Consider the following 21,902-nt stretch of genomic DNA (forward strand, 5'->3'; position numbering starts at 1 on the left):
TGATGGCCGTTCCTCATTTTATATCGCGGTATACCCTTCAAATGCGTCACCATGCCGATCAAGGACGAGAACGATGTGATCGTTGGCTCCTTCGGCATCGCCTGGTCTTTGGATCAACAAGAAAAAATCTCTTCCTCGGCTGAGCATTTGGCTGCCTCGCTGCAACAGATTTCTGCTTCGATTGCCGATATTGCTGAGAAAGCGCAAGCGATTTCATCCACGCAGGAATTCATCGTCAACCTGATCGTTAAAAATATTGAGCAAAGTCTGAAGGATATCAATACTGCCATTAATGACGTGTCTACGAAGATGAATGAAAGCGCCCAGATGGTTCATTCTCAAGCAGCAGCTACAGAAGAAATTACAGCCAGTGTGGAGGAGCTGAGCTCCTTGTCCCAAAGCCTGCTGGATTTGGCGAAGTAAAAGGTTTGCCATAGCAAAAAATGAAGTGCACCTCTTATACAGGCGGGATCGATTCGCTCGACCCTCCGGTCAGGTGCACTTCATTTTGTTTAGGTTGGTATGTCTCCTAGCCATGTACCAAGAGCTCTTTGAGCAGCTTGATTTGCTTTCTTTCTCCCGCCATCACCAGTGTCATTTCTGCTTGGAGCAGATCGTCCGGTCCGGGATTAATCTTTTGCTTATTCTTTTCTACGATGGCCAAAATCGTCGCACCTGTGCGCTGACGCACTTGCAGGTCTGCAATCGATTTATTGATACATTTAAAATGCGACTCAACCTTGTACCACTCGATGATGAGCTCATCCAGGGAAACCTCAATCGTTTCCAGCGCTTTCGGCTTGTACGTCATGCCACCAATAATGGCGGCTATCTGTCTCGCCTCATCATCGTCCAAGGTGACCATCGAAATGCTTTCATCCGGATCGTCTTGATCAAAATGATACATTTCCCGTCTGCCATCATCATGAATGACAATGACCATTTTATCTCCTGATCTGGATTCCACTTGAAACTTTTTCCCAATGCCAGGCAAATCTGATTCGCGAATAATATCCATCTTTGCGCATCCTCCGTTCCGTTAGGCTTGATTTTTCACTTTTTCCTGTGGCTTGCTCCATTTGAATATCTTATTTAAGCCATTATAGATATGCTTCGACTCTTTCGCAGACAATGGCCCTAATATGGCTAATATCAACACATAGAGAGCGGATAAAGGCTTCAAGATGGGCATGAGACCTGCCGCAATCCCCAGGTTTGCCACGATAATCGTAAATTCTCCGCGCGCCATGATGGTAAGACCGATATTTAATGATGCCTTGTGGGAAAGTCCAGCATTTCGTCCCGCTATCATACCAGAAATGACATTACCTAGGATAGTCAAAAATGCTGCTATCAAAGCTAACCAAATCGCATCTCCCAGAGTCAAGGGATCAATGCTCAATCCAAAGCTAAAGAAGAAGACGGCACCAAAGAAATCACGGAAAGGCACGACCAGTTTTTCAATGCGTTTGCTATGGTCGGTCTCCGAAAGTGCCAGACCAAATAACAAGGCGCCAATTGCTTCCGCTACATGTAGCGTTTCCGAAAAACCGGCAACGAAAAACAATGCGGAGAAAACAACAATGATAAAAATTTCATTGGAAGAGATGTTCAGGATTTTGTTCAGGAATTTGGTACCCTTGCGAGCGATCACGAAGAACAGCAGCATATAACCGATCGAGATGCCGACGGAGAGCAGCATGCCTCCGATGGAAGTCGCACCGCCAAGCAGCAGTCCAGACATGACGGACAAGAATACAGCCAGGAATATGTCATCAAACAAAATCATTCCTAGAATCAATTCCGTCTCCGAATTCCCTGTCCGCTTTAAGTCAACCAATACTTTGGCTACGATCGCAGTGGAAGAGACGGACACCATTCCAGCAATGATTAATGTTTCATAGATTGGAAAATTAGCGAAGTACCCATATGCCAAACCCAATGAAAAGTTCAGGAGGACATAAATGGTGCCCCCGTAGACGATATTTCTTCCTGACTTGATTAATTTGGGGACGGAGAATTCAAGACCCAGATAGAACAACAGGAATAATACACCAATTCTCCCCATAAATTCAATGATTTCTTGACTTTCAATGAAAGTAAAATCAAGAATCCCAATGGTTGGTGCGTGTGGCCCAACGAGCATCCCCAAAACAATCAAAAAAGGAATGATGGAAAATTTCAACTTGCTTGCGACTAGTGACGCGATAGCAACTAATATCAGAGCCGTTCCTACTTCGAAGATCATATGATCCATAGAATGCCCCCCATTCACTCTTTATCTTGATGTATATTGTACAAGCGCTTACAACCACATACTCCGGAAACGTGTACATGCTAATATCCCGTGCGCATGCATGCAAAACACGAGTACAAGCAACAATTCCCTTTATTTACAAAATATTTACGACCAGACATTAGTTTTAGTTTATATGAAGAGGCTTGGTGTTTCAAGCCACTTCTAGTATCGACAGGTGAATAGTGCTTTAATTGCCATATATTAAAGAAATTATAGGGGTATATCACTATGGGAGGAATCATCCTCGCAGTCCGGGCATACAAAACCAGAAGCCCAGGCATCTAATCTAACAGCCCGGGCTTTCCCTACCACATCGATTTATGACAAACCTACTCCTCCAACCGGTCGGTACCTCGTCTGCTCGCCAAACCCGGCGATGAGTGGCCGACCTTGCTGGATCAAGCTCCGGATCTCACTCTGCTGCAACGAGGCTTGATGCGCTGCTTCGTCACGCCAAAGCTCTGTTACCCAGATGGCATCCGGCTCTTCATCTGAGACGTTCACCACATACCATTCACAGCCATCGAAGTTCTTCAGAATCGATGCGGCCTCCAGCAGCACTTGTACGAGTTCATCGCGCTTGCCCTCATGAGCAAGCATTTTGCCAAGCAGACCGAATTTTCCCATCTTATTCATCCTCTTTCCTGCGGGATATCTGATCCCCTATCGCTTCCAGATCGCTATTGGCAGCGAGCATTTCCTGGTAGTACGAAGCCATTCCTGTCGTGACCTCGACCATCCTGCTAATCAAAAACTGCGGCTCTGCAATCTGAATGGCCTTGCCGTAGGGAAGTAAGAAATAGGGTACATAGGTCAATAGCGATTCGATGTTGAGTTCAAATTCTGCAACACTGGCCGTTCTTTTCATGAGCGTGTGCCCAAATAACCAATGCTTGCACAGCTCATCCAGCGCTTGTTTTTCCCCGTGTATGCAGACCTTCAGCAGAGATGAGGCCTGATCAGAACCAGGCAAGAGCTGACCTAACAAAAAGTCCTTGGCTGAAAAATGAGCCGGGCGTTCAAACCGGTGATGGGAGGGCTCCGCATCCATAATCCGATCTACACGAAAGCTGCGAATCTCCTGCCGCAAATGACAGAAGCCCACTGTATACCAGTTTCCCTTCCAAAAAACAATGCCGTAAGGGTCCAGTCTGCGGGAAACAGGCGTTGTCTCCCTTTCTTTCAGATACCTCATTTCAACTGCTTTTCCAAGTGTCGTGGCTTCCTCCAAAAGCTGCAAAAAGACTTTCTGTCTCTCGTCTGCAGGAGGATGAATGACGGCAAGACCTTCTTCGTATCTTTCCAAGCTCGCCAGCTGTTCTTTGTTTGTATATCGCTTGAGCTTATCGATTGCCCGACTCAAGGCTTCCGTGAAGGGGTACCCGGTGTCTTGGGCAAAAATCGAAGCATGAATCAGCGCCTTTTGTTCATCCGTACGAAAGAGTAAGGGGGCTTTCGAAAAGTGATCCATGATCCGATACCCGCCGTTGTGACCAGCCTCGGCAATGATGGGAACGCCGCTCGCACACAGCGAATCGATGCAGCGGTAAACCGTGCGAACATGAATTTCCAGCTCATCGGCCAGCTGCTGCGCAGTCATCTGTTTGCCCGCCTTTAACAACCACAGGATCGACAGCATGTTATCTGCTCTGGACATGTCTCTCCCCCCTTTCCCCATCAAACACCTATTTTGGAAATTCTACCACAAAATAAGTCGTTGAAGGATTCGAGCTTAACCAAACATAAGGGGGACTTCTGCGTAACCGGCTTGTCTCATCAAAACTGTCATCTGCCCACGGTGGTGGACTTGATGCATGATGGTGAAAAGCAGAACCTCTCCTTTCCTCCAATTCTGTCCCCACAGCTCAATGGTTTCATGCAGGCTCTCGTCATTCCACTGTGTCGTCACAGCCTGGAGCAGCTCGCGACTGATCGTACGATACTCCTGCGCCATTTTTTTCGCCGATGTTGAAGCTTCATCGTTAGGTGCCGAAAAGCTCAGCCCCAATTGTGTCATGTAATGAAGTGACTGTACGAGATGCCAAGCGATTTCTCCCAGTGTCCGGTGCCCTTCTGCTACTCTTTGCTGCAAGGATTCGTCCTTACATGCATCCAGCAGTAGAGCCGTTTGCTCCGATTCCCGTGTCCATTCCGTTGCAAAATCCTGCATCGTTCTAAACATGCGATGCCCTCCTACTATTTTTCTCGATTCGCTTTCAGTATAAAAAAACTTCACTGACAATTACGGTCAGTGAATGCGAGCGTAGTCATTCGTTTTTCTCCGCATTGACAGACAAACGGGAAAGAGCTACCATAGCATTAATTCAAATAAAACATATCTATTTAATCGGAATTAAAACCTAAACAGAAAGGGACATTCTATGATCAATCAAAAGCTCATCGAACAGGAATTTTCACACCTAAACGAGATTGTTTTTCTCGATGTCAGCTCCGTTGTCATACCTCCCAAAAGCGTGCAGGAAGCTTACTTCGGCTACACGCGGGACTATATTGCCAACTTCGGAGAGGATGTGGTATCCACCTCTTGGGCGCTGGTCCATCAAACCCGCGCAGATGTGGCATCGCTGATCGGAGCAGATGCCTCAGAAATCGGCTTCGTCAAGAATACCGCTGAAGGGATTGGAATCATTGCCAATGGCTACCCGTTCCAGGCAGGCGATAACGTCATTATTCCTGATCTGGAGCATTCCTCCAATCTCTTCGCATGGATCCGCTTGCAGGAGAAGGGGGTGGATCTGCGTGTCGTCCCCAGCCAGCACGGCGGGGTGGATCTGACCCAAATCACACCATTCATCGACCGCCGCACAAAAGCAATTGTCCTATCTGCCGTGCAGTTTACTACTGGCTTTTATTCGGATCTTTATGAGCTCGGAGCCTTTTGCAGCCAGCAAGGCATCCTGCTGATCGTCGATGGCATTCAGGCCATTGGTCGGCTTCATCTCGATGTAAAAGCAATGAATATCAGCTATTTGGCGTGCGGAGGCAACAAAGGACTCTTGGCTACACTTGGGGCAGGCTTTGTCTATTGCCAAAGCGACATCACAGAACAAATCACCCCACCGTATGCTTCGTACCAAAGTGTCCGAAATCATGTGAAGCCGCCTGCTATCACGACAAATTTCCGCTATTTGGACTGGCATATCGATGCCAGAAAACTGGAGTCTGGCAACCTGAATTACGCAGGAATTGCAGCGATCGGCGCAGGTGTACGCTTGATAAACCAGCTCGGCATTCAGAACATCGAACAGCATGTGCTTTCCCTGGATCGGCGATTGCGATCTGCTTTGGCAACTACCTCCCTTCGCATCCAGACACCTGTTGATCCCAAGCATCACTCTGGAATCATCTGCATTGATTATCCGCAAGCACAAGAGGAACACGTAATCGAGATTCTCAAAGGAAAACGCATTTATGCTACAATGCGCGGCGGTTACATCCGCTTTGGACTTCATGCGTATAACACCGAGACTCATATCCAGACGGTTGTCAGCGCTCTGGAAGAAATCAACGCACTTAACTCAGATTCACATACAACCCCATAGATAGGAGAGTCATCTCAAATGATACATGCATATCAAAGAATTCCATTGCTCTACAAAATTTTTGCCGGTATGCTGCTGGGGGCACTGATCGGTATATTATTAGGTCCTGAGTCAGCCATCCTGCAGCCGATCGGCACTGTTTTTCTCAATCTTTTGAAAATGGCTGCCCTTCCTTTGATTATCTTCAATTTGATCGCGGGAATTGCATCCCTCTCGGATGGGAAGGTATTCGGTCGTGTGGGCATCAAAATCATGTTTTATTACGTTTTGACTACCCTTTTCGCCATGATCATTGGCCTTCTGGCTGGCTCCTGGTTCAAGCCTGGGGTGGGATTTGTCCTCGATGGCAAATACGAAGGCACGGTAGAAAAAATTCCTTCGTTCAGTGAGACGCTGATCAATCTGATACCCTCCAACATCTTCAAGACTTTGACCGAGGGAAGATTCGACCAAATTATTATTTTCAGTCTACTCGTCGGGATCAGCATCCTGTTTCTCAACAAGGAAGACAAGGACTATCTGAGCAACTTGTTTGATAAGCTGACCAAGCTGTTCAGCAAGCTTGTGGGAATTGTCATGGGCATTGCCCCTCTCGGTGTGCTTGCCTTGATGGCTGTCACTGTCGGCAAATACGGTCCTATGCTGGCTGGCTTTCTGGCAAAGTACCTGGCAGCTACCTATCTTTCCATTCTCTTGCAAATTGTCTTGTACACCGTTCTGCTCGTCTTGTTCAGCCGCACCAAAATATCTTTCTTCTACAAAAACGCACTACCTCTGATTGCGACTTCCCTAAGCACCAGCAGCAGTCTTGCTTCTGTGCCTGTCAGCTTGAATTGTGCCGACAATCTGGGGATTCCGAGAAGTATCTCCTCCTTTACCATTCCACTCGGATCACAAGTGAACAAAGATGGCAATGGAATCATGCTCGCGCTCACCTTCCTTTTTGCTTCCCAAGCTGTGGGAGCTGATCTTTCCTTGGCCATTCTTTTTAAAATGATTCTGCTGGGTCTCGTCTTGACCACTGGTGCAGGCGGCGTGCCAGGTGGAGGGATCGTGACCATCGCTATTTTAGTAGACGCCTTTGGACTCCCCCTAGAAATCGTAGCCATTGTCGCAGGTGTGTTCGCCTTGATCGATATGGGGCTGACCATGCTTAATTGCCTAGGTGATCTGGTAGGTTCGAAAATCGTAGCCAAGCAAGAAGAAAAGCGTCTTCCTGCTCACCACGCACAAACCTGACAAGCCGATCCATTTTTGACATGCAAAAAGGTGCAGCTCTCGTTTAGCTGCACCTTTCTTTTCTATCGCTTACTGTTGCGTGATGCTGACTGTTCCCTTCAGCGCTTTTTGCATATGCACCAGCTCTTGAGCCAGATTGCTGATTCTGTTCAGCACGTCTTCATCCACGATCTCGTTTTGCTTGTTGAAATGATCCGCATGCGCATACACAAAGCCTGGTGCCACATATGCACGGAAATAGCCAGCGATGGGCTTCAACTGATTATCAATCACGAGGTAGTGCTGATAGGTTCCGCCATTTGCTACAAAACCCATCACCTTGTTGCGCAGGTCCTGTGGCGGGATATGGTCGAACAGATTTTTCAATGCCCCGGTCAGCGAACCCTGGAAAATCGGCGTTCCAATGAGATAGAAGTCAGCCGATGAAACGAGGTCGATCACTTTTTTCGTATCATCCGGGTATGTCGCAGGATCCCTTCCGTCACACAAGGACATCTTGTAATCCCGCAGGTCCAGCATTTCCACTTCAATCTCTGGGGCCAGCTGCTTCACTTCATCCAATACCTTTTGCACGAGGATGCTCGTCTTGGCTCCGATGATTGTTCCTGATATGCCTAACAGCTTCACTTCGACAACCTCCTTTTCCTTGCCATCTGTATTCGTATTTTGCTGATCGTATTCAGACTACGTCGTCAGCCCCAGCAATCGCGGCACCAGCAGAACAGCGTCTGACCAGTAGGTGATGATGAAAAGAATGACAATCGCCACAATCAAGAATGGCATAGTGGCTTTGACCAATCGCTCGAACCTCACTTCCGCGATGGAGGAGACGATAAAGAGTCCCGTTCCGACTGGAGGTGTCAGAAGTCCAATGGTCAGGTTGATACAAATGATTACCCCGAAATGGATCGGATCGATCTGGAAGGCTGTCACCAGCGGCATCAGGACCGGAACCAGAATAATCAAGGCTGCAATTCCGTCCAGAATCATCCCGATCAGCAATAGGAAGATATTGACCAGCAGCAAGAAGACAAACGGGCTGTCCGAGATCGAGAGCATCGAATTGGCGATCAATTGCGGAATTTGTTCAAAAGCAATCATCCAGCCAAAAATGTTAGCCATTGCGATCAGGAAGGTGACTGTAGCCGTGCTGATTACGGTATTGATGAAAATTTGCGGAAGCTTTTTCAAGTCAAGCTCCCGATACAGGAACGCCCCTACGATAAAGGCAATCAAACAGGCAATCCCTGCGGACTCCGTCGCTGTAAAAGCACCGCTTAAAATCCCGAAAATAATGATAATAGGAACCAAGAGCGCAGGCAATACACTGACTGTACTCTTCACCATTTCTTTTGCAGTAGCGCGCTCACTTTTGGGGTAGTTGTTTTTATAGCCCATGTACGCGATGAGTGAGATGAAACCGATTCCATAAATGATTCCGGGAATAATCCCGGCCATGAACAAACCGCCAATGGAAGAGCCGGACAAGGTTCCATAGATAATAAAAATCATGCTGGGCGGAATAATTGGAGCAATGATCGATGAAGCAAGGGTCAAGGCAGAGGAAAACTCCTTGTTATACCCTTCCTTCTCCATCTCCGGCACCATGACTTTGCTCATCATCGCTGCCTGCGCATTGGCCGATCCCAGGATGGAAGCGAGGAACATGTTTGCAACAACCGTAACATAGGCCAGCCCCCCGCGTACGTGACCGATAAACACGCGTGCGAATTGAACCAGACGAGTGGTAATCCCTCCTCCATTCATCAATTCACCAGCCAGCATGAACAATGGAACCGCCAACAAGCCGAAATTCTCCAATCCGGAAAACAGGCGCATCGGCGTAGAGGTAAGGAGCGTCGTATTCCCCACCAGAAAGAAATAGCAGATGGTGATCATACCCAAAACCAGAGAGATCGGAATGCCCATCAACAGGAATAGAAGGAAGAGTAGAATCACTAAAACTGTCAACGGACTTCCTCCTCTCGGAATAGATCGATGAGATTAGACAGAATATGGACGGTAGCAAAAGTAAGCCCGATCGGCACCGCACTAAAAGGAATCCACATCGGCATCAAAAGTGCGCTTGATTTTTGAAAGGCAACTCCTGGTGAAAACACCCACTGGTAGCTGTAGTAAAGCAGCAGGGCAAAAAACAGCAGGACCAAGATGTTTCCTGCAATCAACAGCATCTTCTGTGCCTGCTTGGGCAAGTAATCGAGCAGGATGGTCACAGCGGCCTGGGACTTGTACTTCAGTCCCAGGCTGCCGCCGATAAAGCTGACCCAAATCAACAGATATACCGACACTTCTCCCGCCCATGAAAAGGGCGCATTAAGCAAATAGCGAAATACGACTGCTAGTATGACGACGACGGCCATTGCGAACATGAGCACAATGCCCAAGAGCTTTTCGATTCTGGATATGCCATCGCTCAATGCTTTCATCTTTGTTTCCCCCTCATGAACTATTTGCGGAATGTATCGATAAACTCTTGAATGAGAGGATCTTTTGGACCGTATTTTTCATCAAATTGTTTTGCGTATGGAGCAAACAGGGCTGGATCGATTTCATACATTTTCATGCCGTTGTCACTGAGCGTCTTTTTGAATTCCTCTTCTTGCCCTGCTCTCGTCGTAGCAGAGAAGTTAGCCGCAGCATCGATGGCATCACGGATGATTTGCTTGTCCTCATCTGGCATCTTGTCGAAGTTCGCTTTACTCGCCATTGCTACCGCCGGCCAAACCATGTGATTAGTTACAGCGCCATATTTGACGACTTCATAGTACTTATTGGTGATCGCAGCATCCAGGTCCATGTCCATACCGTCGATTACCCCGGTCTGTACAGCAGAGTACACCTCAGGCAATGGAAGTCCCTCGGTCGCAGCACCTGCAGACGTGTAGAAGTCAGTCAATGGCGGGCTTGGCGTTACACGAAGCTTCAGTCCAGCCATATCCTCAGGCTTCAGTACTTCTTTGTCTTTAAACAGCATGACGCGCTGTCCGGCGAAGAAGTAGTCGAGTCCGACCAATCCCTGCTCTTCCAGCGTACCCAGAATCTTTTTGGATACTTCTTCTTTGCGCGCTTTGTTGGCTTCATCGAGATCCTTGAACGCATATGGAGCCAGCCATGCAGCGTAGGAAGGAGCACGAGAGCTCAGATAGGCAGCAGTAATAAATCCAAAATCAACAGAACCAGAAGCGATCTGTTGCACCATGTCTGCTTCCGTGCCCAGCTGGCTGGACGGATAAATTTCCAGCTTCATGCGTCCGCCGGAGCGTTGATCCAGCTCTTCCTTGAATTTTTCAGCGGCCAAATGCCACATGTGTGTAGGCGGTGTGATATGTGCCAGTTTGAAGTTGTAGGTTGGCTTGTTTGCTGCATCCCCAGTAGTAGAACCCGTTGCTGGCGCTGGTGCTGGCGTAGCTGTCGATGAAGCCCCGCCGCCACAGGCAGTTGTCAACAACATGGTCATGGAAACAGCCAACAGTGATGCTCCCCATTTCTTGAATCTTTTCATTGTCTACCCCCGAATGATTGAATTTTGTGGTATGAATGGCCAAACCAAGCATTCTTTCAGTATTTACTTATTATTTAAACTCTTCTGATTGTACTGAAACCAATGGAATACCTATGTAAATTGCTTAACATTTAATGAATTTTTTTGGACAAAATCTACTAGGATTCGGCACTGGCTGTAAATTGATTAACGTATTTCCTGTTTTTTTACACCTCCATCTTCTTTCCTAATTGAAAATTTCTAAATATTGAATTTATAATGTTATTATAGATGATTCTCAATATTTTTTCTCTTATTTGGCTCATTTTCTTAAATACGATGATTTTAAAGGAGTCTGAGCGTAATGAGCCTGCTCGATCAAGTCGTTCGAGTCTCTCCCCTCATGCATAGGATGGTCATGTGCTTTGAGGAGGACTTTACTTTGGGAGTAACCAATCGAGAAAAATTTTTGTCGTATATCGCCGGGAATTCTTTGCGTTTTGGCTTATCAGTCAACGATCCCATTCGGGAAGGAAGTCTCGCCAGAAGTATTTTGAGAGAAGAGAAGCCGATCAGTAAAGTGATGGATTCCTCCGTCTATGGAGTCGCCTACATCGCTGGTGCTCTCCCGATCGTAGAAGATGGTGCTGTCACTGGTTCCCTGGTTTTTGGCGTCAGTCTGGATCGACAAAATAAACTGGCCCAAATCGCCGAGCATTTGTCTGAGATTGTAGAAGAGGTTTTTGCACAGTCCAGAGTGATGCAGGATGGAGCAGAAGTCCTGTCCGCTCATAGCGAAGAGCTCTATCAGGTCATGGCAAATATGCAAGAACAGTTGAATAACACCTTTTCAGTCCTGAAATCAATATCGCAGATTGCCAAACAATCCGAGGTTTTGGGCCTCAATGCATCTATCGAAGCTGCGAGAGCCGGAGAACACGGAAAAGGCTTTACGATCGTTGCAGGTGAAATGCGTCGGCTTGCCATTCGATCAAGTGATCTGGCCAAAGACATCTCTGAAAAGCTCTCTTCCCTCCAGAAGGAAATGTCCTCTATCTCTGATATGGTGCTGGATTCCAAGACGCTTTCCCAGCAACAAACCAAAGGAATCATGGATTTGACTGCCTCGATCAACGAAGTTACCGAAGAAGCTCTGCTCCTGCAAAATATATCACAAATTCAATCTAACTAAACTTTTTAAAGAAAGGTATTTTCGTTTTTCGCCATCATCAAAACCAAGTGGAAGGAGTGTTCTCTTTTGGTTACCCCTTTTGAAACAGACGTGAAGTGGGAGTCATTCCTGAAATACGGCACTAGACAATTTTGGAAACGAAAATCGGTTATCTATAAACAGGGAACGTTGGGAGAAGGGTTCTACTACCTTCACAAGGGATTGGTCAAGATTGTTTCCACCACTGTAAAAGGTAATGACCGTCTGCTGAACATCGTGGTCCCCGGCCAAATCATGGGCATCCAATCGATGGATCAGCAAACCCATTTCACTTCGGCAATCGCCGCTAAAAACTCGGTCGTGTATCACTTTTCCTGTGAGCAGTTTCAGGAGATGCTCACCGTTCAACCCGAGCTATTGTCTCTTTTAACCCAGACGATCCATCAGAAAATGCGCACACTTCTGTTTGCGATCAACATGAAGGCACTGACCTCCGAGGAGCATATTGCCACCCTCTTGCTCAATATTTGCGATGAATACAAAAACTACGAAGTCCCTCTGACCCAGCAGGATTTGGCTGATTGCGCCGGCCTCACGCGAATCACCGTCTACAAGATTTTAAAGCAATGGAAAGAGAGCGGCATCGTGGAATTCAGAAACCGCACGTTTACGATCATCGATCCCGATCTCCTGCGCACCACGGTCTTTCCCGACGCGGAAGATACTTTTTCTTCGACCTGTGCACGGTAATGAAGAGAAAATATGGAGGGATGACATGAACAATATTCGCTATCAATGGACTCCGTTCCTCATGTACGGGCAAAAAATGGAAGTCAAGAAAAACACCGTCATCTACCGACAGGGCGAGCAGGGAAAAGGGTTTTATTACCTCGACCGAGGCGGCATCAAAATTATACTTTTATCTGACAATGGGCATGAACGGACAATCGATTACGTATCTATCGGCACCTTGTCCGGTGAGCATGGTGCATACAATGGTCCTTATTTGACGACAGCCATTACGACCAGTCCGTCCGTCCTGTACTACTTTTCCGACGAAGCGCTATCCAATGTTTGTCGCGATCATCCCCATGCTGCCTTGATCTTTACCAATTCCCAGATCTACAAGTTTCGGCTACTGGCTGAAATTATCGCTTTTCAAGATAGTCCCGTCGAACAGCAGATGGCCCATTACCTGATTCGTCTTCATTCTGTGCATCAAAATGAAAACGTTCCCATTGATCAAACCTCCTTTGCCCGCTACATCGATGCCTCTCGCATCACGGTGAACAAGGTCCTGCACAAATGGAAGCTGCACGGACTCATCGAGCTCTCCAATCGTGGTGCGATACGCATTCTCGAATTCGACAAGGTAAGAGAGATTGCCCATCGTGAGGAAGAGAGCGAAGGCATCCTGCTTTGGAAATAGTCGCTGCACCTGAAGCGCTTCATAATCAAAAACGAAAAAGATCCATCAGCTGGTCTGATTGGATCTTTTTTCATGCTTCTTCCGACATTCCAAAACTGGATTTTTTTCAAAGGATTTAGTATTCTTGTTTGCAGCTACCAAAATGCTACTTTAAAAGCCAACACATTCCAAACGTATGTGCAATCAATTCCTCTGTACCATGCGAAGGATGACATTGAGGTGAATCGGAGAATGCCAACCAGACAAGAATTAAGAGCCGAAGAAACCAAGAGAAACATTCTTTTAGCAGCAGGAGAGCTTTTCATGAGTCGGGGATACGATGCTGTCACCATGCGTGAAATTGCGAAAGAAGCTGGGTGCTCACATACTACCATTTACATTTATTTCAAAGATAAAGAGGCGCTACTGCATCAGCTGTCCATGCCCCCGCTACTCGCCTTGATGAAACAAATAGACGAGATACTGGAACAGGATACTTCTCCCGATGACAAGCTTATCGGAATCAGCCTGTCGTTTATTCGCTTTTGCTTGACGCATCGCAATATGTACACGATCTTCTTCAATGTTAAGTCTGTCAGAGTGGATGAACAAAAGCCGGAGCTGGAGATTAACCAGATCAGGAATCAACTCTTCGCCAAGCTGATGAGCGCTTTGCAAAAAAGTCTTGGATTGGAAGATCATGACAGACGACTGCTGACGAATTCCCGGATCTATGTGTATACCTTGCATGGGATCGTCGCGACCTACACGTTCTCTGAGGAGACCGTCGATATGCTGATGGATCGCCTTTCACAGGTTTTTCAGGAGACATTTGAAGTCCTTCTCCTTGGTTTTAAAGGAAAAAATGAATAAAAAAAGCAAATGGAGGCCATCCCTAGGGATCAGGCCTCCATTCTTTTGATCATCGGCTGACTAGTCGTCGATGATCATCCTCATGCTTCTATTTCTTTTCGGTTTGCAAACGATATATTTCTTTGCCTTCAACCAGGGTAAGGATCACATTGGTATCCTTGATTTCGGTAGCCGGAATTGCGAACAGGTTTTTATCCAATACCACCAGATCCGCTTTCTTGCCTACCTCGATCGAACCTGTAATCGCATCTACGTGATTGGCGTAAGCACCATCAATCGTAAAGCTGGCGATCATGTCGGCCAGTGTAGCACGTTCATCCGGATTCGCAATTTTCCCTGGATCTGTCTCGCCCTCTTCGATCCGTGTAATGCCTTGTTGAATGCCATGAAGCGGGTTGAACTCAGGTGTCACGATGTAATCGCTGGAAGATGCCATATGAACTCCTTGATTGATAAAGCTCTTCATCGGATACTCCTGCTGGGCACGCTCTTCCCCAAGATATGGAACCTCGATCTCGTCGTAGTACCCCGCTTCCTGCATAAACCAGAACGGCTGCACGATGCCTACAGCTCCCAGCTTTTTGAAGCGCTCGATATCTTCCTTGTTCACCAGCTGCAAATGGACGAGCGAGTGACGGGCATCATGTGCGCCGTTTTGCTTTTCCGCGTGCTCAAAGCCGTCCAGAACGATACGTGTAGAAGCATCGCCGATGGAATGAACATGCAGCTGGAAGCCTGCTTTGTCTGCCGCAGCAACAGTCTTGTTGTAAACGTCTGTTTTCCAGATGAGCTCTCCATTGGTGTGCTTATGCTCATAAGGCTTTTCGAGATATGCCGTAGCTCCCTCTACAACCCCGTCCATGAAGATTTTGACCGCGTTCACCTGGAACAGCGGATACTGATTGCGCTCTCTAATTTTTTCAAACTCTGCTACCTGCTCTGGCCCCTTGTCAGGATTGGCTGTGACAGCGTTGCGGTAACGAATCGTCAGTTTGTTTTCCTTGGCCAGCTCTTCATAGGCTTCCAGTACATTCGGGTAACGCAGCATATCCGGGTCACGAACTGTGGTCACACCGCGTTCTGCCGCCTTGTGCTGATACTCCTCGATACCGGCTTTGTACTGATCTACGGTGTATCCGCCGATTTTGTGCAAGACCAGATCCATTGCACTTTCACGCAAGGTTCCGGACGGTTCGCCTGTTTTTGGATCACGCTCGATGATTCCGCCTTCAGGGTTCGGTGTATCCTTGGTGATTCCTGCCAGCTCCAACGCCGCAGAGTTTACCCACAGGGAATGTCCGTCATCAGAAGTGAGGGCAAGCGGCACGTCAGGAACGATCTCGTCCAACGCTTCCTTGAGCGGCCCGATGCCAGGTGCCACAGGATTGCTCCAGCCCCGTCCTTGCAAGGTTTTCTCATCTGGATGCTCTGCCACAAACGCTTGAATAATCTCTACATACTCTTTGATAGAACCACCGTCGTACAAATCGATAGAAAAGATAAGTCCGGTTGTTTTGCTCGCATGCGTATGACTGTCAATAAAGCCTGGCAAGACCATTTTACCTTGAAGATCGGTTACCTTGGTTTGGCTTCCAACGTATTTTTTGACTCCCTCGTTGCTGCCTACGTAGACGATTTTATCTCCACGAATCGCCACTGCCTCGGCAAAGTTACGGTTGCGGTCCACGGTGTACACGACGCCGTTGGACAATACCGTATCAGCAGGCATGACTTGAGCTGCCCCTGCTACCGGGCCTGACTTGGCAGCTTGTCCAGGTGCTTGTTGAGTTGTCCCTTGCGCAAAGGCCGATACCGGGCTCATCAAGGCCGTAACGAGCAGTGCGCTGGTCCATTTTTTCAATGACATAAGATCCCCCACCCATCCAATTACAATAAAATCATGCTTTGTTCTTTCTTTTCCCAGTTAACCCAGAGGAAAAACAAGACAAATCTGATTGTAGCACTGCAACTCTGAAAATTCCATCACAAAACTTTTTTTCCATGAGAGGAAAAGCTTCATCCATGGCCAACCCACACATGGATGAAAAGGCAGAAAAAAAGAAGGAGTTTCCCCCTTCTCAATAGACTACACTTTAAATTGTACAACCAAGCTTTGCAGACGCTGGGAAATTTCCGCCATGGAAGAAATCGACTCTGCCATTTGCTCCATGACCTCACGAGAATTTTCGGCAGCCACTTGTGCTTGGTGCGTCTGATTGGAAGCATCCTCAGCCACTTGCACCACCGTGCCAACAGAGGTGAGAACCTCTTCTGTACCCGCTGACATTTGAACAGTGGCAACTGATACCTCGGTCATTTGTCTTGTGACGGTCTCGATGGATGCATGTATCTGTTGGAAGGCTTGTCTTGCTTCTTCGGCTGCTTCCAGACCGGCTTGTACGTTTTTCGTTTCCGCGATCATGAATGCAGAGACTTTGTTCGTCTCTTCCTGAATCTGCTTGATCATGACGGCAATCTGCTCCGCTGCCTGGTGTGACTCTTCAGCAAGCTTGCGGATCTCGCTCGCCACGACCGCAAAGCCCCGGCCATGCTCAGAAGCTCTAGCCGCTTCAATCCCTGCGTTCAGGGAGAGCAAATTCGTCTGAGCTGCGATGCCGCTAATGACATTGATCACGGTTCCGATTGCCTGAGAGCTTTCATTCAAGTGCTTGATCATATTGGAGGCTTGCAGAACATTGGTCGTGACGGACTCCATTTTCTGGATCGATTCATCAATGGTCTTTCTTCCGTTCTCCGCTACCTCTCTAGCGAGGTTTGCCGAAGAAGTTACTTCTTGCGTACTGGCAGAAATCTGCTGAATGCCGGATGACATTTGTGTCATCGAAGCCGATGTTTCGGAGATGCTTTCCACCTGTGTCTCGGCACCAGATGCGATTTGCTGAACAGCGAGGACGATCTCCTCACTGGAGCGACTTGTTTGTTGGGCTTTTTCGGCCAGCTCATGAGAAGTTTCGGCTACAAGTCTGGAGTCCTTCAACACTTCTTTAATGATTCCTTGAATGCTCGCAAGCATGGAGTTAAACTCATGCGACAGCTGCCCTACCTCGTCACGTGATTTCACCTGCAAACGCTGCGTCAGATCACCGCCTGCATTGGCCATTTCCACCAGGTGCTTTTTCACTTCATTGATCGGATTGGCAATCATTCTGGTCAAAAGAATACCAAAGATTAAAGAAAGCAAAATCCCTGCACCGATCAGAATCATCGTCAAGTTCCTTGATTGGGTGAAGCGCTCAAGTGACTGGAAGTAAAGCTCCTGTGCTTGCTTGTCCTGCAACTCCACAAGCATGGTGATTCTCTCTTCGATAGCTGTTTTTTGCGTCGCAGTTCCGTTCAATTTCATCATAAGTCCCATGCTGTCATTGTTTTTCAACAGCTTGAGCGCTTCAGTGATGCTGTTTTGATAGGCAAACGACAAAGTCGTTAAAGTCCCTAGCACATCGTGCTCCTCTTGGGAAAGCGGCAGCTCAGCGTAAGTGGTCAAACCCGTGTTGATCTTGGCGATATTTTCATTCACGGCTTGCTCCAGCTTGTCGTAGTCCTGGTTTAATGAGGCTGCGTTCATGAGCAGCACCGTATTTTCAGAGATGGCTTTATTTAGGGTGCTCAGTTGAATCACAGGCAATAAACGATCTTGATACATGCCCTTCATATCTTCGTTGATCCTGTTAAGCGAGATATAGCCTAGGAAGCCAATTCCCCCCATGAATAAACACACTGCAGTAAAGACAAGAATCAGTTTTTTGGAGATGGAGATGTGATAAAACCATTTCATGGATGCGCACCTTCTATCATAAAGAATGGATGAAAGAAACTTACTTTTGCTTTTCGATACTGAAAAAACACCTATTCCGTTTGGCAGATAACGAACCACCCAAACAGAAAGGTGTGTAACTCTTGTAGTACACCAAGACTCCCTGTACGAAATTGCGGTCAGTGGCTTAAAGCACAGTTGAAATTTTGATACTATACCGAAAAGACTGAAAAAGAGTTGGTAACGTTTACCTTCTATTTCCCGCAAAAGTATCTCATTAAACCTACCTCTATAAACATTTATCGGCAATTTTACTCCTTTTTTTAAGTCATTCCATGACAAACCATGTAATCCAGCAGTCGATAGAAATGTGTATAAAAATAAGAAGACCAGAACGGATTGCTTCTGATCTTTTTTACCCACTTGATGTGATGTCAGTCCGTAATGCTCAAGCGGATTATCTGGGTTTTTACATGAAAGCGAAACTTGGCTTGCTTGTACATCTCGCGCCATTTCTCCTTTTCAAAGTGAGCTGACCGGTTTTGTGACCGATAGTGCTCCCCAAACCCCATCGGGTCCACCCCCTTTTTCTGAAGCAAGGCAACGAGCTCCCTCATCTCTTTTTCCATCTTCCTGTCCACCTCGCGCTCAATCTTTTTTACTATTTCTGTATTTTCCAGATCCGGTTTATTGCCCATTTCGTCCAGGCGCGCCTTAATCTCTACGGAAACGTCAAAGGTGGGGGGGTGTTGGGATACAAGCTTGATATTTTTTTTACTATTGATGGTTTCAAGGGCAATGGGACTCGTCTCCTGCTTATTGCTCTTGCGTTGATCCTGGATACCCAGCCCTGCTGTCGGGATGGATAATTGGAAAAAACCTGCCCGAAACTGGTCGCGGACCAGCTTAATATAGAAAGCCTGCTCCGGCTTTACCCAATCCACATACTGATCTCCCTTGAACAACGCGACCCCTTTGATATTGATATCATTCCCCTTTCGTTCGATGAAGGGCAAGTATGGATCGTTGCCTTCGCTGTAATAGTCTCGCATGAATTCATGTAACGTAGATGAAGGAAGCTGTTCTCCTCTTACGTTCTTGTATATCGTGTAGTAGAGATACAAACCGATGTTACCCTGAGTCGGATAATCGGCTTGTACCAGATCATAGCTTTTTCCGTCAACAATTCCGAGATAGGGTCGTAAGCCCACTTCAACTCGGTCCATAACCCCTACGAATTCAATCATCCCTTTTTTCGCCATTTCCTTGCTGTAAAGGGCTATACGTAATTGCCCCAGCTTTGGTCGGCGGTCCAGCTGCAGATCCAATTTATTCATTATTCCATTCAATGTCGTATCTGTGGCTGAAACCACTTGCTCCTTTTGACTAACCAAGGAGCTTACAACGGGTGCTGAGGCTGTCGCGCGAATCCGATTATCCTCCAACACATCAAATCCCATTACGGTAATCAAAGTCGTCTCGTCAAGGATCTGCGTAGGCTCACAGCCACTAATCAGCAGTGGACCGATCATAGCCAAAAGCATCCATTGCCACCCCTTCCTCATCCTGTGTTCCCCCTCTCGCGATGTTTGCGCCATGCACCCTTTATAACAACTCCTATGTACAGGAGAATGGGATAAATAAATGCCGCATAATAACCAACTTGCGAGGCGAAGTTGTTCAAGGAATTGATCTGTGATCGGGTCAAAAACACCAGAACTCCGGCAAAGATGACAAGTACCACGACAAAAATGGTCCTCCTGTACTGCCATTGATACATCCTCTTCAAGCCTCGCGAAACACTCCAGGTGTACAGCATAACATTCGGCATGATCACAATGAGCCAGATAGATAAGATGATAAACTCGAAGCGTTCGAGAAAAGGTAAATGCACCATCTGCTGGAGGTTCAATGTTGCCCAGGTTGTCTTCATCAACTGATTTTTACTAAAAAAAGTGATCGCCAGGACCATGAGAAATAGATAGATCAGATTCGTGAGCAAGGCACCCGACTGTGAAAAGGCACCGACTTTTTCTTTGTTACTCACAAATGGGTACACCATATAGAGAATTTCAAAGCCGACGATCGTAAAAGACATCTGGACCGCGCCACTGAGAATTTCCGGTACATTTGCCTCCAGTACGGGATAAAGATAGGACCATCTGGCATATTGGGAAGGAAAGTACAAAAAAAAGATCAGCCACAAAGTCGTGACGACGCTAATAAACGTGTAGCCTGTGATAATCCGTATTCCTCCCAGTAATGTATAAAGCGCAAGCCCTAATACGGTTGCAGAAACGAACCAGGTTGGTATCTCGGGAAACATCCACGTCTGGATAACTTCCGTATAGGTTCGAAGGATCACGATCGCAATCAATGTAAAATACAGCATGTACAGGATATTGATCAGACTGCCGAACAGCTGACCAAATACATCGCAATTAATCCCGTACAAATCCGAGGACGGGTATCTTTTTAGCGTATTGATGATCGCCCACATGACGAGGTGAACAGCTATGCCAGCAATCACTACTGCGATCCAGGCATCATGCCCCGCTTCTATTGCAATCACTCGCTGAAAGCCCAGCACTCCGACTCCGACCTGATTCGAATAGATCAAAAAGAACAAGAGATAAGCAGGGATTTGATTGGATATCTTGGGATAGACGTTGATCTGCATGAACTCCTCACCTACTCATCAATATCTTCCATCTGCCTTGCCTTGGCAGGATCGAAACGAAAATCATCTGTTGGGCGAAATAATTGTGGACGCAATCCAAAGAAAGTAATGGGAGCACGGATAATGCTGTCTTTTAAATCTGTAATTCGTAATGGATATACTGGCTGAAGATAAGGTCGACCCAGGCTGGTTATCCGCAGTAGATGTGTAACCAAGAAGCTCACACCGATAGCAATACCAAGTCCCCCCCAAAGTCCTGCCATTAGAATGATGGGGAAACGAAGTACTCGAATGGCGGCACCGAGGGAGTAATTCGGGGAGCTGAATGACGAAAGTGCGCCAAGTGCAACAATAATAATCAAGATGTTGCTGGTGAATCCGGCCTGCACGATGGCTTGACCGATAACGATACCTCCCACGATAATCTCAGAAAAGGAGGCCTGATTGATATTCCCCAGATTGATAACTCCTTCACCATCCAGACAGCATGGCACCACAGTCCCATCTACGAGAATTGCCGCTTGGCTGCGAAGCGCGTAGCAAAAGCCTTTTCCCTCATCTGCAGGCGCTGTCAAGCTCGGCCACTGGAATTCATGATCCTGGTTCAAGTAGACACGATCGTCGATTTTCACCCCTCCGCCCGGCTCTACCTTTTCTTCGATCTTGTAGTTCAGTCCGAATTCTTGTTCAACGATCTCCAATGTCTTGCGGTTCCTACTCTTTTGAATGTTTGTTTCGTTGTCCTGCGTCAAATTCCACAGACGGAACGAAAAAATGACATGGTGCTTTTGTGCTTCACGGACGAATGAGAGAATTTCCCGCAAATATCCTTCGCGGTCGGTGGAACCCAGGTGTCCGTCAAAGCTGTGGAGCGAGAAGTTCATCTGCCGGAGTGCAGGCTTTCCAAGCAGCTTGTGCCGATTTTTCGCAATCAGCGTTCCGTTTGTCGTGATGTTGACCTTGAAGCCTTTCTCGTGGCTGATATCCAGCAGCTCATCGATCTTGGGATGGAGCAGCGGCTCCCCTTTGACATGCAGATAGATGTATTTGGTGTACGATTTGATTTCGTCCAGCCTTTTGGCGAAGTCTTCCACAGAAATAAAATGGGCCTTGCGCTCTGTTGGCGGGCAAAACGTACAGGCCAGGTTGCAGATGCTGGTGATTTCTATATACACTTTTTTGAAGGTTTTCACGATTCTCCCCGTCCTTTCCATTAGAAAACTTGGCTACGCCAAGCTTTTGGCGGAGCCATAGTTGCACTTATACTATCTTCCGCTAATCTTTTTAGCGCTTTAGCGCACTTAAACTTTCCGATAGTACAAAAAAAGAAATAGACCGCGTACCCGATGGATACGGTCTATTTCACGTAACGGACATCTCCGCGTCTACCGC

The 21,902-nt window shown here is 47.1% G+C and carries 21 protein-coding genes; 7 read left to right on the plus strand and 14 right to left on the minus strand.

What is annotated here, in order from left to right:
* The first annotated feature begins 75 nt into the window (after positions 1 to 75).
* Positions 76 to 423 carry a hypothetical protein gene (locus tag JZI27_RS18650; protein WP_251244876.1) on the plus strand — a complete coding sequence of 116 codons (348 nt, stop codon included), beginning with the start codon at positions 76 to 78 and terminating at the stop codon, positions 421 to 423.
* 106 nt (positions 424 to 529) lie between these two features.
* Here JZI27_RS18650 and JZI27_RS18655 read toward each other — a convergent pair whose 3' ends face one another.
* The 5 genes from JZI27_RS18655 to JZI27_RS18675 form a co-directional block, all read right to left on the minus strand.
* Entirely contained in the window at positions 530 to 1,018 is a 489-nt protein-coding gene (locus JZI27_RS18655) for a cation:proton antiporter regulatory subunit (protein ID WP_122909109.1), read from the minus strand.
* A gap of 21 nt (positions 1,019 to 1,039) precedes the next feature.
* The gene (locus tag JZI27_RS18660) at positions 1,040 to 2,257 is read right to left on the minus strand and encodes a cation:proton antiporter (protein WP_280208668.1); all 1,218 of its coding nucleotides are present in this window, start codon (positions 2,255 to 2,257) and stop codon (positions 1,040 to 1,042) included.
* Between the two features lie 360 nt (positions 2,258 to 2,617).
* Positions 2,618 to 2,926, minus strand: coding sequence for a putative quinol monooxygenase (locus tag JZI27_RS18665; RefSeq protein ID WP_280208670.1), 309 nt, complete (start codon positions 2,924 to 2,926; stop codon positions 2,618 to 2,620).
* Position 2,927: 1 nt separating this feature from the next.
* Complete coding sequence (locus tag JZI27_RS18670; RefSeq protein ID WP_280208671.1) at positions 2,928 to 3,956, minus strand: helix-turn-helix transcriptional regulator; 1,029 nt, start codon at positions 3,954 to 3,956, stop codon at positions 2,928 to 2,930.
* Positions 3,957 to 4,031: 75 nt separating this feature from the next.
* On the minus strand, positions 4,032 to 4,481 hold the full coding sequence (locus JZI27_RS18675; protein WP_280208673.1) for a DinB family protein: 450 nt from the start codon (positions 4,479 to 4,481) through the stop codon (positions 4,032 to 4,034).
* Positions 4,482 to 4,680: 199 nt separating this feature from the next.
* Between JZI27_RS18675 and JZI27_RS18680 the strand changes: the two genes are divergently transcribed.
* On the plus strand, positions 4,681 to 5,862 hold the full coding sequence (locus JZI27_RS18680) for an aminotransferase class V-fold PLP-dependent enzyme (RefSeq protein WP_280208675.1): 1,182 nt from the start codon (positions 4,681 to 4,683) through the stop codon (positions 5,860 to 5,862).
* 18 nt (positions 5,863 to 5,880) lie between these two features.
* Complete coding sequence (locus JZI27_RS18685; protein WP_280208677.1) at positions 5,881 to 7,101, plus strand: dicarboxylate/amino acid:cation symporter; 1,221 nt, start codon at positions 5,881 to 5,883, stop codon at positions 7,099 to 7,101.
* Between the two features lie 69 nt (positions 7,102 to 7,170).
* Here the strand turns inward: JZI27_RS18685 and JZI27_RS18690 are convergent, their stop codons facing one another.
* Genes JZI27_RS18690 through JZI27_RS18705 form a run of 4 tightly spaced genes read right to left on the minus strand, consistent with a single transcriptional unit; the run spans position 7,171 to position 10,624 of the window.
* Entirely contained in the window at positions 7,171 to 7,728 is a 558-nt protein-coding gene (locus JZI27_RS18690) for an NADPH-dependent FMN reductase (protein WP_280208678.1), read from the minus strand.
* 57 nt (positions 7,729 to 7,785) lie between these two features.
* On the minus strand, positions 7,786 to 9,072 hold the full coding sequence (locus JZI27_RS18695) for a TRAP transporter large permease (RefSeq protein ID WP_280208680.1): 1,287 nt from the start codon (positions 9,070 to 9,072) through the stop codon (positions 7,786 to 7,788).
* Positions 9,069 to 9,548 carry a TRAP transporter small permease gene (locus JZI27_RS18700; RefSeq protein ID WP_122909104.1) on the minus strand — a complete coding sequence of 160 codons (480 nt, stop codon included), beginning with the start codon at positions 9,546 to 9,548 and terminating at the stop codon, positions 9,069 to 9,071. Before JZI27_RS18700 ends, JZI27_RS18695 begins: the two co-directional genes overlap by 4 nt.
* Positions 9,549 to 9,568: 20 nt before the next feature.
* Positions 9,569 to 10,624 (minus strand): TRAP transporter substrate-binding protein, encoded by a 1,056-nt coding sequence (locus JZI27_RS18705; RefSeq protein WP_122909103.1) that lies wholly within the window; start codon positions 10,622 to 10,624, stop codon positions 9,569 to 9,571.
* Positions 10,625 to 11,045: 421 nt separating this feature from the next.
* Here JZI27_RS18705 and JZI27_RS18710 point away from each other — a divergent pair, with 421 nt between their 5' ends.
* The 4 genes from JZI27_RS18710 to JZI27_RS18725 all read left to right on the plus strand — a co-directional run bounded on the left by JZI27_RS18710 (position 11,046) and on the right by JZI27_RS18725 (position 14,055).
* The gene (locus tag JZI27_RS18710; RefSeq protein ID WP_183184998.1) at positions 11,046 to 11,795 is read left to right on the plus strand and encodes a methyl-accepting chemotaxis protein; all 750 of its coding nucleotides are present in this window, start codon (positions 11,046 to 11,048) and stop codon (positions 11,793 to 11,795) included.
* 66 nt (positions 11,796 to 11,861) lie between these two features.
* A complete protein-coding gene (locus JZI27_RS18715) occupies positions 11,862 to 12,524 on the plus strand; it encodes a Crp/Fnr family transcriptional regulator (protein ID WP_251244872.1) in 663 nt (220 codons plus the stop codon).
* 25 nt (positions 12,525 to 12,549) lie between these two features.
* Positions 12,550 to 13,203, plus strand: coding sequence for a Crp/Fnr family transcriptional regulator (locus JZI27_RS18720; protein ID WP_122909100.1), 654 nt, complete (start codon positions 12,550 to 12,552; stop codon positions 13,201 to 13,203).
* Between the two features lie 231 nt (positions 13,204 to 13,434).
* On the plus strand, positions 13,435 to 14,055 hold the full coding sequence (locus JZI27_RS18725) for a TetR/AcrR family transcriptional regulator (protein WP_122909099.1): 621 nt from the start codon (positions 13,435 to 13,437) through the stop codon (positions 14,053 to 14,055).
* Positions 14,056 to 14,143: 88 nt separating this feature from the next.
* Here the strand turns inward: JZI27_RS18725 and JZI27_RS18730 are convergent, their stop codons facing one another.
* From JZI27_RS18730 to JZI27_RS18750, 5 genes are all read right to left on the minus strand, one after another.
* Positions 14,144 to 15,922 carry an amidohydrolase gene (locus tag JZI27_RS18730; RefSeq protein WP_280208683.1) on the minus strand — a complete coding sequence of 593 codons (1,779 nt, stop codon included), beginning with the start codon at positions 15,920 to 15,922 and terminating at the stop codon, positions 14,144 to 14,146.
* A 219-nt stretch (positions 15,923 to 16,141) separates the two neighbouring features.
* Positions 16,142 to 17,851 carry a methyl-accepting chemotaxis protein gene (locus tag JZI27_RS18735; protein WP_251244870.1) on the minus strand — a complete coding sequence of 570 codons (1,710 nt, stop codon included), beginning with the start codon at positions 17,849 to 17,851 and terminating at the stop codon, positions 16,142 to 16,144.
* 413 nt (positions 17,852 to 18,264) lie between these two features.
* Positions 18,265 to 19,395, minus strand: coding sequence for a Ger(x)C family spore germination protein (locus JZI27_RS18740; RefSeq protein ID WP_280208684.1), 1,131 nt, complete (start codon positions 19,393 to 19,395; stop codon positions 18,265 to 18,267).
* Positions 19,392 to 20,510 (minus strand): GerAB/ArcD/ProY family transporter, encoded by a 1,119-nt coding sequence (locus tag JZI27_RS18745; protein WP_280208686.1) that lies wholly within the window; start codon positions 20,508 to 20,510, stop codon positions 19,392 to 19,394. The genes JZI27_RS18740 and JZI27_RS18745 overlap by 4 nt, the downstream gene beginning before the upstream one ends.
* A gap of 11 nt (positions 20,511 to 20,521) precedes the next feature.
* Entirely contained in the window at positions 20,522 to 21,703 is a 1,182-nt protein-coding gene (locus JZI27_RS18750; RefSeq protein WP_280208687.1) for a spore germination protein, read from the minus strand.
* Positions 21,704 to 21,902 lie beyond the last annotated feature (199 nt).

Origin of the sequence: Brevibacillus sp. AY1 (assembly GCF_029870785.1) — a bacterium.
In the GTDB taxonomy this organism is placed as follows: Bacteria; Bacillota; Bacilli; order Brevibacillales; family Brevibacillaceae; genus Brevibacillus; species Brevibacillus invocatus.